10 protein-coding genes and 1 pseudogene are annotated in these 10601 nt (G+C 42.4%); 4 read left to right on the top strand and 7 right to left on the bottom strand.

The window, feature by feature from the left end; all coding sequences use genetic code 11:
- Window positions 1-52 precede the first annotated feature (52 nt).
- Window positions 53-424 (bottom strand): annotated as a pseudogene (locus ACFFAP_RS30665) (Uma2 family endonuclease); the annotation flags it as partial.
- Between the two features lie 111 nt (window positions 425-535).
- Here ACFFAP_RS30665 and ACFFAP_RS30660 point away from each other — a divergent pair.
- The 3 genes from ACFFAP_RS30660 (at window position 536) to ACFFAP_RS30650 (ending at window position 1954) form a co-directional block, all read left to right on the top strand.
- Complete coding sequence (locus ACFFAP_RS30660) at window positions 536-1156, top strand: Uma2 family endonuclease (protein ID WP_375514753.1); 621 nt, start codon at window positions 536-538, stop codon at window positions 1154-1156.
- Window positions 1157-1319: 163 nt separating this feature from the next.
- The gene (locus ACFFAP_RS30655; protein WP_375514752.1) at window positions 1320-1505 is read left to right on the top strand and encodes a hypothetical protein; all 186 of its coding nucleotides are present in this window, start codon (window positions 1320-1322) and stop codon (window positions 1503-1505) included.
- Window positions 1505-1954: a type II toxin-antitoxin system VapC family toxin gene (locus ACFFAP_RS30650; protein ID WP_375514751.1), complete on the top strand. Its 450-nt coding sequence runs from the start codon at window positions 1505-1507 to the stop codon at window positions 1952-1954. The genes ACFFAP_RS30655 and ACFFAP_RS30650 overlap by 1 nt, the downstream gene beginning before the upstream one ends.
- A gap of 117 nt (window positions 1955-2071) precedes the next feature.
- On the opposite strand, the gene ACFFAP_RS30645 is transcribed toward ACFFAP_RS30650, so the two are convergent.
- From ACFFAP_RS30645 to pilM, 5 genes are all read right to left on the bottom strand, one after another.
- Window positions 2072-2314 carry a hypothetical protein gene (locus ACFFAP_RS30645; RefSeq protein WP_375514750.1) on the bottom strand — a complete coding sequence of 81 codons (243 nt, stop codon included), beginning with the start codon at window positions 2312-2314 and terminating at the stop codon, window positions 2072-2074.
- A gap of 162 nt (window positions 2315-2476) precedes the next feature.
- On the bottom strand, window positions 2477-4834 hold the full coding sequence (locus ACFFAP_RS30640) for an AMIN domain-containing protein (RefSeq protein WP_375514749.1): 2358 nt from the start codon (window positions 4832-4834) through the stop codon (window positions 2477-2479).
- Window positions 4835-5034: 200 nt separating this feature from the next.
- Window positions 5035-5805, bottom strand: coding sequence for a pilus assembly protein PilO (locus ACFFAP_RS30635; RefSeq protein ID WP_375514748.1), 771 nt, complete (start codon window positions 5803-5805; stop codon window positions 5035-5037).
- On the bottom strand, window positions 5802-6578 hold the full coding sequence (locus ACFFAP_RS30630) for a PilN domain-containing protein (protein ID WP_375514747.1): 777 nt from the start codon (window positions 6576-6578) through the stop codon (window positions 5802-5804). Before ACFFAP_RS30630 ends, ACFFAP_RS30635 begins: the two co-directional genes overlap by 4 nt.
- Before the next feature lie 4 nt (window positions 6579-6582).
- Complete coding sequence (gene pilM, locus ACFFAP_RS30625; RefSeq protein WP_375514746.1) at window positions 6583-7689, bottom strand: type IV pilus assembly protein PilM; 1107 nt, start codon at window positions 7687-7689, stop codon at window positions 6583-6585.
- Window positions 7690-7831: 142 nt separating this feature from the next.
- Between pilM and ACFFAP_RS30620 the strand changes: the two genes are divergently transcribed.
- A complete protein-coding gene (locus ACFFAP_RS30620; RefSeq protein ID WP_375514745.1) occupies window positions 7832-9136 on the top strand; it encodes an ABC transporter substrate-binding protein in 1305 nt (434 codons plus the stop codon).
- Window positions 9137-9459: 323 nt separating this feature from the next.
- On the opposite strand, the gene ACFFAP_RS30615 is transcribed toward ACFFAP_RS30620, so the two are convergent.
- The coding region (locus tag ACFFAP_RS30615; RefSeq protein WP_375514744.1) for a calcium-binding protein at window positions 9460-10601 on the bottom strand (1142 nt) is incomplete at its 5' end.

Here is a 10601-nt window from a genome sequence, read left to right as displayed (position 1 = left end):
CAACATAGCGATCGCCTATTTCTTAGGATACAACGAGTTTGAAAACACGCCCTAGCACCAGGTCAGGGGGTGGAGCGATCGCTATATCAATATTTTCTTTATCTCGAACTAGGGCTTCATTTTGAATATAGTAGCTACTATCTGGCTCGGCTCCCTTCTCTAAATCATCTCGCGTTAAAGTTAGCGAACCAGCGCGTTTAATTTCCCAGCCCAACTCTTCGCACAATACACCAACAAAAACTTCTATTAAGCGATTTGAGTTCTCGTGCGGCATTTGTGGGGTCATAATTTCTATCGTTCCATTGTCATAGGCAAATCGGGAATTACGTTCTGAACCCATTTCAGCCAGCATGGTTTTAAATGTCTGCCAGCTAATGTTATGGAGTAAAACCCTATTTTCTGCGGAAGTTGTTATTGCCACCATAGTTAAGTTCTCCGCAACAAACTTTTTCGAGTACTGTACCCCTTAATATTACTGTTAAGGCTGAACGTAAGAAAGCGATATGATCGAAACGACTACTAGGGGTGATAGATTATGACTCAAGCCATACCAAAACTAGTAACCTTTGAAGATTTTGCAGCGTGGCGACCCGAAGGTGGAAGATATGAATTACATGATGGCGTGATTGTTGAAATGGCACAACCAGTAGGAGACCATGAGGATGTTGTTGGTTTTGTAGCAAGAAAACTAACAGTAGAATTTGATCGATTAAATTTACCTTATACAATCCCCAAAACTGCGCTCATTAAACCAACTAATTCGGAATCTGCCTATTCCCCAGATGTGCTATTACTCAACCGCCCTAATTTAGTGAATGAGCCGCTATGGAAAAAAGAATCAACTGTAAGCCTTGCAGCATCAATTCCCTTAGTCGTTGAGGTAGTTAGTACCAACTGGGATGATGACTACTACACAAAACAGGGTAAGTATGAAGGTATTGGAATTCCTGAATACTGGGTTGTAGATTATCTCGGTCTAGGCGCTAAAAAGTTCACTGGCAATCCAAAACAGCCTACTATATCTATTTATCAATTAATCGATGCTGAATACCAAGTGACTCAATTTAGAGGCAACAATCGCATCGTTTCACCTACTTTTCCGGAATTGAATTTAACAGCCGAGCAGATTTTTAAAGCTGGAGGTCTACCAACGTAGCCACAACCATACTTGATGTTTTACATTACTAAAAAATGTCAGTTCAAGAGGCGTGAATATGAAAATCAAAGAACAACTTATCGAATAAAGGGAATCAGCACCAGATGCACTTTTGACTGAAACGCTTAATTTTTTACGTTTTTTGAAAACAAAGCAAACCCAAGTGCAACCAACACAACATCAAGTAGAATTTGCTAGTCATACTACTGTTAATTCCACAGGAAGCTCACTTCTAGAACATCTGAAAAATATAGGGACTTGGGAAGGTGATGACTTAGAAGAGTGTTTGAACCTAGTAATAGCTAGCTGTGGTCAAGCAGAATTTAATGAAGATAATCGTTTTGAATAATGTACCTAATCGATACAAATCACTGTAGTCTAGCTATTTTAGGTAATGTCAATATATTAAGTCGCCTCGCTGGGGTTGAAAACAGTTTGGTTTCAACTTGTGTCATTGTCCAGGGAGAATTAATAGATATGGCAACACGTTCTCAAAGGCAACAAAGTAATTTAGCATTAGTACAAAATTTTATTAGAGGTATTTCTATTTACAATATTGATCAGCAAACTGCTAATACTTATGGTCAACTCAAAGCTGCTTTATTCAATCAATTTGCACCAAAAGAAAAAAGCAAGCGCAGAAAAACTAAGATAACTGATTTAGGTTTTAGTGAAAATGACTTGTGGATTGCTGCTATTGCTCTGCAACAAAATCTCATCATTGTCTCAGCCGATCGCTACTTTCAGCGTATTAAACAAGTCAAAACATTATCTGTTGAATCTTGGCTGACAATCTGAAAACTCAATATACAGCAGATTTCAAGTTTGTGAGGTACACAAGCTAAGTCTGTTATCCAAGTATAAAGCGTGTTTTACTCCTGTATTCTATATTCTGAATTCTGCTATAAGTTATTTTCATTCTTCTCTACCCTGTAGCCCACCTCTGCGACTGGCGAGTTCTTTTTCGATTTCATCTTCATCTAATAAATGTTTACCAGAAGCAACAATATTAGTGCGAATTTGCTGCAAATGTTCGCCCAATGGGATTTTATTTGCAGAGTTTTTCAAACCAAGAAATTCGACAAAATCTAAAACTTCCTCTTGTTTGCCTTGTGGAAGAGAACGCCACTTTGTTAATAACTCTTGTTCTGAACTCATTAGTATTTACCCACTACTGTTACTTCTAATGTGATTGGGTATTTTTATTGTAGAATGACGTTTAAATTTAATCCTACTTGTGAACAAGAATATCCCCGATTTCTTAAACAAGTCGGGGATCTGAGTTTTTGCCAGACGTAACTTACCTGCTCATTATCCTTATTACCTACCAGGAAACTTCAAGCCCCGACGCTCAAGGATTTGCCGCACCTCTGGGCTGGGATTGTAGTTATAGCCATAGGAGGAGTTCTCAGAGTCATCCATAATTTGAGGTGTGAGCAATACAATCACCTCATTGCGCTGGTTGGATCTATTTGTACTTCTAAACAGCGCACCAATAAGGGGAAGATCACCCAAAATAGGAATCTTGGAGATACTTGTCCGGTCTTGGTCTTGAATAATGCCTGAGAGAATTAGTGTCTGACCATCTCGTAAGCGAATTAAGCCAGAAGTAAGGGAACGCTCAGAGACTAAAACAATTTGTCCATTTCCTGTATCTTGTGAGGCTGTGGGAGCGCTGACAGTAGGAGCAACCGATAGAGAAACGAACCCATTATCGTCAATCCGGTCAATTTTCACATTCAAGGTTAAGCCAACTTTTTGTTTTTCAATTGTTCTTTCTGTCCTAGAACCACCAGAAGTATCCGTTGTTTGGAGAGTTATATTTCCTACCACTTCCTGGGTCAGATTAACAAGTGCCTGCTGACCTTCTTGTACAATTAAAGTTGGGTCAGTCAAAATCTTGGCATTGCCATTTGTGACTTGAGCTTGCAAGCTAGTGAGAAGACGCTTGGGGAATTGATAAATAGACGGCAAGCTATATGTATATATAGCAGGGGTTTGGCCAGTTACCTGACTAGTATATTGAGTCGGTGCACCAGTAACTGGGTCAAACTGAGTTGGGACAGATGTAATTGTTCCTGGAGTTGCTGCGGTAAATGATGAAAGCCCTGGTTGCGTTGGGTTAGAGTTTACACCAGCAGTAGGTATTCCTGTGTTTGGATCTTGTGGGTTAAGAAAAATATTTCCGCTACTAAGTGGATTAGCGGTTGTAGGTGTACTAGTCACACTGCTTGCTACTTCAGAACTAGTAGCTGGTCTGGAACCGCCAAAATTTAGACTTGCTGCACCGCCATCATTTGAAAAGTAGTTGTTGCCAATCCCAAAAGAAAAGCTAGTGTTGAAGTCCTGGGTGTTATTGAGATTAACATCGATAATCTTGACGTTAACTACCACTTGACGACGGCGGATATCAAGCTGAGTTAGTTGAGCCATCGCTATCTCAATTAGCCTGGGAGGGCCAATCAGGGTTAGAGAATTAGTGCGCTCATCTCCTAATGCCTGTAAACCTCTAAGTAATGGGTTAGAGTCTGTAAAAGTAACACGTTGAGTTTCAACTCTGGTTTCCGTCGTCGTCTGAGCTTGTGTGACGGGAGCCGCTGCATTCCCAACAGCTACAGCACTAACACTGGTAACTTGTCGTTCGCGGCTAATGGCACTTTCTGCTCCCAAGCCAACCAAAAAGTTGATGGCGACTCCCACCGTTACCTGATTGAGTCGCAGGCTACGCATAACCATGTCACGCGTTGCATTAGGTAGTTTAGCGCCTACAAAAACTGTGCGATTACTGCGGTTAGCTTCTAGACCACTCAAGCGCAAAACGTAGTTAAACACATCTTGCACTGGCTCGTTTTCTATATCTAGAGAGATAGTTTGAGAGGTTGCTTGTGCAGCGCCAGCTTGTTGAGCTTCCACGTAAGCCAGGTTCAAATTAGCAGCACGGGCAAGAAGTGACAAAACCTCACGCACCGGCGCATCTCGCAATACTAGACGGGGTACACGTTCCTGAGTTCCTAAGTCAATGCTGCTAGGAGAAGCATCAGTATTAGAGATGGCAATATCTCCTACTGGTGGAGCAACGGCTCTAGGTAAGAAAGGTGGAGCCTGACTCACGGGTTGACCTGGGCCAGCAGTTTGTGCAGGTTGTCCGTCAATGGTGACTTCCGGGTTAGGAACGAGAACATCTGGCTTTTGACCCGGTTGGGCTGGAGTAGTAACAGGCGGTGCTGTGGATGTTGGCGCTGTTGGCGTTGGTACTGATGCTATAGTGCCAGCCGATGGGCTAAAGCTGAGTGTAATTCCATTTGGCGATCGCACCACGGGTTGACTGCTAGGCGTATTGTTGCTGCCCGTTACAGTCACCCGGATGCTATTGGCATCAAGCTGATTAACCTCAACAGATGCAATTCCTGCTGCTGGACTATCTTGACGAAAACTCTTACCTTGTGGTAATCGTAATTGAGTATTGATAATATCTGCGACTAAAGCCTTGCCTCTTTTTGTAGTGAAAACTTGGGGGCGCGACCCTGAAGAAGTTTTCAAAGCAACGCTGATTCCACCATTAACTGGATTTAACTGTACATCAGTAATTTGACTAATTTGTGCCCAAACTGGTTGAGCTGCCAAAAATACAAAAGCGGCAGTACCTAATATAAAACTATTACCGTGAAGATGTTTCACAGTTCATTCCTCACCTAATAAAATCTTGTTTACAAACAATTCTGAGAAGTTGAGAAAAAGTAGTTAGGAATAATAATTTATAATTCTTAACTCTTGTACAGACGCGATTAATCGCGTCTCTACTCCTAACTCTTGTACAGACGTGATTAATCGCGTCTCTACTCCTAACTAGACGCGATTAATCGCGTCTCTACTCCTAACTACTTTTTCGGGGCAGCTTTAGCTGCTGCTGCTGCGGCTATTTCTTCTGGACTAAGTGGCATCAATACCTGTAACTGGAATGATGTATTAATCGCTGCTGGGCCTACCTGTACAGGCGTTTTATCTAATGCGGATTTTGACTCTACTGGAGCCAAAGTTGCTTGAAAATCTTTAACTACTGACAAAGGCTGTAAACGCTCAATGTTACGCATTATCGATTGTATTTGCTCATAAGTTCCTGTAATTTCGGCATTGATACTGCTGCGTTCTAGCTTGCCGTCAACCTGTAGTCCTAGAGTTCCATCGGTAACTGGTTCTGGTTTTTGGGAAACTGGCACAAATTTCTTCAGTTTGGCTCTCACTGCATTAATAGAAGTTGGAGTATTGCTAGACTCAATTAAGCGGTTCATATCCAACAGCAATGTATCTAAGCTTTTTTCGTTAGCGAATAGACCTAAAACCTGAACTTTTTGCTGTTTTGCCTGTGCTAGCTCGTCTTTAACTTTGGCAATCTCTTTGATACTGGCTTTTTTTTGCTGAATTTGCCCTTGCAGTTCAGAGCTTTTTGCTTGCTGCTGCTGATAGCTTTCCCAAGCTGGCATCAGCAGGTTTAACAATATATAACCTGCTCCTGCTAAACCAATTACCCCCACCAATATGCCAATAATTTTTGGTGTGAAGGCAATACCAAATAGCATGGGGTATGCTGGCGTTGCCTGCTCGAATTCCCCACCTTGTTCGGCAAAATTTAAATCATCACTCAGCGTCATTTTGAAATGACTCCTGTTTGTTGGATACTACGAATTCGAGTCACTAACCCTACTGTGCCTTTTTTTTCCAATTCCCGGATTAATTCCGAAGCAGGAACATCGTTCATACTCGATTGAATAGTGTATTCAACTACTTGTGGTGGCTTAATTGTTACACCATTAGTAGGTTGACTCACGCCTGGAGTTAAGGGAGCATCTACTAACGTTGCTGTCAGAATTCTGCTTTCTGTGGACTTCAAGAATTGAGACTGTTGTAGACTCAATAAAAAATCATTGACATCGTTAAAAGAACGAGCCAATCCGGTAATTTCTAATCCCCCAGCAGGATTGGTTACTGGCTGCCCTGCCGTTGCCGGAATGGGTGGGATTTGCTTGATGGTCTTAATTTGCACTGCTGCTGGAATGCGATCGCGCAAATCTTGCAGCATTGCTGACCAAGGTCGAATTTGGTCAAATACAGTGACTAAAGCTTGGGTTTCCCCTTTAATTGCATTCGTCTCGGCTTTGATTTTATTAATATTTCCTATTTCTGTATCTAACCTCTTGCTTTCTTGGTCTAGTTGTGCAACTTGACCATCTAATTCAACAATCTTTCCTTGCAACAACCACCAAGCAACTCCCAATAAAACTGGAAGACCTACACCTACTGCAACTCCCACATACAGTAGTGTCAAATCCCCCGTAGGAAACTTTAGAGATATTCCTCCCTTTCCCTCAGGCTTTTTCTGGTATGCTGGGCGATCTTTGAGAAAGTTAACATCTAGGCTGTACATTTTGTTACACCTCCCGCATTCCTAGACCAAGTACGATCGCCAAGCCAGAGCGTTGCACCTGTGGATATTTATCAGTGTCAACTTCCAAGGACAAAGCCCCGATTGGATCTATTTGGGTAGTTGGCAAGCTCAATCGTTGGGTAAAGAATTCATCTAGCTGTTGGAGTCCACCTCCTGGGCCAGCTAATATAATCTGCGCTACCTCCAAATTTTCACTTTGATTGAGGTAAAAATCGATGGAACGGCGCAGTTCATCCGTTAGTTCTCCCAATACTCTCAATATGGCTGCCATACCAGGATTGATTTCAGTAACCCCAGTTTTCCCGCCGTCTAGAGAAGTTGGGGGAATCACCATTCCGTGTAACAGTTCCATATCTCGTGATGTGGGTAAGCTCATTGCCCTTGCTAAGGCAGTTTGCATTTGATAAGTCCCGATTGGGACTGTGCGCGAAAATTGCGGCACTCCGTTAACGATGATGGCGATTTCTGTACTGTCAAACTCTATATCAACCAATACTGCTGCTTCTTGCGGCCCAAATTGTCGCAATTGCTCGCGAATAGTCCGAATTAGAGCAAAACTGTTAATTTCTAAAACATCGATTTGTAATCCTGCCTGCTCGAATGTACTTATATAGGTATCCGTTATCTCCTTGCGGGTGGCAACTAGGAGTACGTGTACTTTTTCAATGCCATCTTCATCTACAAAGTACCCAAGTTTCTGATAATCTACATCAGCCTCTTCACGAGGATAGGGTAAATATAAACCTGCTTCATGGTTGAGAACCATTTCTCGCAGTTCTTTATCATCTAACTCTGCTGGTACTGGTATGATCCGAACGATGGAATCTCGCCCTGGTACACCAGTGGCAACGCGAGAAGTTTTGATTTTGCTCTCAGTTAGCGCCTGCTGGATTAATTGCGCCATTGCTCCGGGGTCGGTGATTTGACCATCGGTAACTACGCCTTCTGGAACTGCTACCGATGTAAAGGTTTCAAGTTTCAAGCCTTGACCCTGTTTGCGTAGCTGAACTACATTTACCCGTTCGGGAGCAAGTTCAATGCCGACCCCTTTTTTTGATTTGCCAAACAGACTATTGAAGCTTTTTACCACAGTTGTGCCCGCTGGACTGCTAAATTGAAAATTTAAATGATACTAAAAAACGGACTTAGTGCTAGGTAATTTATTTAGCCTATAATCTCGACAATTTTGATCTAAGCTTTTCACACTGAGCAAGCGTAAAAATACTGGGAAAATGATTCAATTGCGAAAATTTAAACAACTTGTTGCTTTTACACTGCTGGGCTTATTAACCAGTTGGATTGTAAGTTGCAGCATAAGTAATGTTGGTACAGGTACAAAACAGGCTACTTCAGGAGCGGCAACTATTGAGTTTTGGACGATGCAACTCCAACCTCAATTTACCGACTATTTCAAAAGCCTAATTGCGAATTTTGAATCGCAAAATCCAGGTATAAAGGTTAACTGGGTTGATGTACCTTGGGCGGCAATGGAAAACAAAATTTTAACAGCTGTCTCAGCAAAAACGCCACCTGATGTAGTTAACCTAAATCCGGGTTTTGCTTCCCAACTTGCCGGACGAAATGCCTGGTTAGATTTAGATGCAAAAGTCCCAAACGATATACGTTCCTCCTATCTAGCGAATATCTGGGAATCTTGTACGCTTAATGGCAAGAGTTTTGGGATTCCCTGGTATCTCACCACACGGCTAACCATTTATAACACCGATTTATTAAAACAGGCAGGTATCAATAAGCTACCTGCAACCTACGCAGAATTGGCACAAACAGCGCCACAAATTAAAGATAAAACTGGCAAATATGCCTTTTTTGTGACTTTCGTACCGCAAGATTCTGGTGAAGTGCTGGAATCTTTTGTGCAAATGGGAGTCACTTTAATAGATGCTGAGGGGAAAGCGGCGTTTAATTCAGCACAAGGTAAGGCAGCGTTTCAGTATTGGGTAGACTTGTATAAAAAAGGGTTACTTCCTAAAGAAGCTTTGACGCAAGGACATCGCCACGCGATCGATTTATACCAATCTGGAGAGACTGCGTTTCTAGCTTCTGGGCCAGAGTTTCTGAAAACGATCGCTAATAATGCCCCAAAAATTGCTCAAGCTACGGGAATAGCACCTCAACTTACTGGTGACACAGGTAAGAAAAATGTCGCGGTGATGAATATGGTTATTCCCCGTGATAGCAAACAACCAGATAGCGCTGTGAAATTTGCTTTATTTGTCACCAATGACGAAAATCAGTTAACTTTTGCTAAAGCTGCAAATGTTCTACCTTCTACAATCAAAGCATTATCTGATAGTTACTTTAAAGATATTCCAGCTAATGCCTCAATAATAGAAAAAGCGCGAGTTATGAGCGCTCAAGAACTGCCAAAGGCAGAAATATTAACCCCTACCTTGAAGGATTTTAATAAACTGCAAAAGGCAGTTTACGAAAACTTGCAAGCAGCAATGTTAGGGCAGAAGACTGTAGATAAAGCTGTAGAGGATGCGGCGCAAGAGTGGAACAGTACTAGGAGTTAGTAGACAAACGAAAAATAGTTAAGAGTGTTTCAAGAATTGAAGAAAGAGACAAGGGGACTCTTGGGAAATGGATGTAGGACTTATTACACCTCTTGCATTAATCAAAGATAAGTTAAGAAGAAATGTAGGTTGGGTTGAACGAAGTGAAACCCAACAAAGCCTACTAAACGTTGGGTTACCCTTTGGGAAGCCGCCCTTTGGGCGTCTACGTTGCTCAAACGCCACTTGCTTCAAGTCGGGGAACCCGTCCAACGCAGTGGCTCCCCAACCTACCCAAATTATTGACTTTTAGCCTTAACACAACGGTATTGGTCTTGGACGAACTACGCTTGCACCACAAAATCTAATGCCATAAGAGTTGGCGCACCAGTTAGAGTAGCAAATAGACCACCGCTACCGAAACCAGCCGCGCTGCCATTTTGGTTGTAGAACAACTGCCCACTTACAGAATCGTAGACAATTTTTGCGGTGCTAGTCCCTGCTGAAGAAGTGATTTCAAAATCACTACTGTTACTAAAACTTGCTCCCGCAGTTGAAGCGATGGCACTAAAAGTAGTTTTATCCAGGATAATTTGATCACCTTGTGACCTCTTAAAGTCAGCGATCGCATCTACACCAACACCACTCAGGGCAAAAGCAGTATCGGTGTTGTAAAGGAATCTGTCAGCACCCGCACCACCAACAAGGATATCATTGCCGAATCCACCCACGAGAGTATCATTACCGACTCCACCGATGAGAATATCATCGCCTGACCCGCCCCGCAACAGGTCATTGCCACTCAAGCCATTAATAATGTCGTTACCCCCTTGACCATTAATCACATCATGGGATTTGTCAAAACCAGCGATGTTATTGTTTAAGTCATTCAGGAAAGTAACAGTATTTTTATTGAAAATGTTAGTTTGAGTGGAGTTTGCATTAATCACATCAAAGCTGTCGGTGATGCTGCTTTGTCCATCAAATAGGATATTGCCTAGCGCAGGTCTTGAAGAAGTTGCTAGCAGGTTATCTAGGTTTTCTAACTGAAAGTTTTGCAGAGTGACTTTGGTGTTAGCGACATTTTCAAAGTTGACTTCTAAGTTGTTGCCATGTTGAGTTAGTTGCAAATTTCGGGCAGTCAATCCCGAACCGATAAATTGCAGTGTATCAACATTGGCAATCACTGTTGCTGATGGGTTTGAGCCTTTACCGACGCCAGCAAAATCGGTGATGATGTCATTGCCATCGCCAGAGCGAATTACAAACTGATCTTGACCACCGTTGCCTGTGAGGGTATCGTTACCAGCTTTGCCGTCGATGATATTGTTGTTAATTGTGCCTTTGAGAGTATCTGCACCAGGCGTGCCCGTTAAAACAGGGGTGACGCTGATATTTGTCCCTCCAAACACCACATAGCTCTGCCCTGAATTGTAGGAGCCGTTGGGATTGACATTAACACCCGGTGCCCCGATAATCAGGTCGT

This window comes from uncultured Nostoc sp., from assembly GCF_964245575.1.
Taxonomy (GTDB): domain Bacteria; phylum Cyanobacteriota; class Cyanobacteriia; order Cyanobacteriales; family Nostocaceae; genus Nostoc.
The sequence above is the reverse complement of the archived record's forward strand: the minus strand, read 5'-3'. Positions and strand labels throughout refer to the sequence as shown.

Coding starts and splice junctions, on each gene's coding strand:
- ACFFAP_RS30660 (WP_375514753.1), top strand. CDS start 536: ATGACTCAAGCCATACCAAAACTAGTAACCTTTGAAGATTTTGCAGCG.
- ACFFAP_RS30645 (WP_375514750.1), bottom strand. CDS start 2,314: ATGAGTTCAGAACAAGAGTTATTAACAAAGTGGCGTTCTCTTCCACAA.
- ACFFAP_RS30630 (WP_375514747.1), bottom strand. CDS start 6,578: ATGTACAGCCTAGATGTTAACTTTCTCAAAGATCGCCCAGCATACCAG.
- ACFFAP_RS30635 (WP_375514748.1), bottom strand. CDS start 5,805: ATGACGCTGAGTGATGATTTAAATTTTGCCGAACAAGGTGGGGAATTC.
- ACFFAP_RS30620 (WP_375514745.1), top strand. CDS start 7,832: ATGATTCAATTGCGAAAATTTAAACAACTTGTTGCTTTTACACTGCTG.
- ACFFAP_RS30650 (WP_375514751.1), top strand. CDS start 1,505: ATGTACCTAATCGATACAAATCACTGTAGTCTAGCTATTTTAGGTAAT.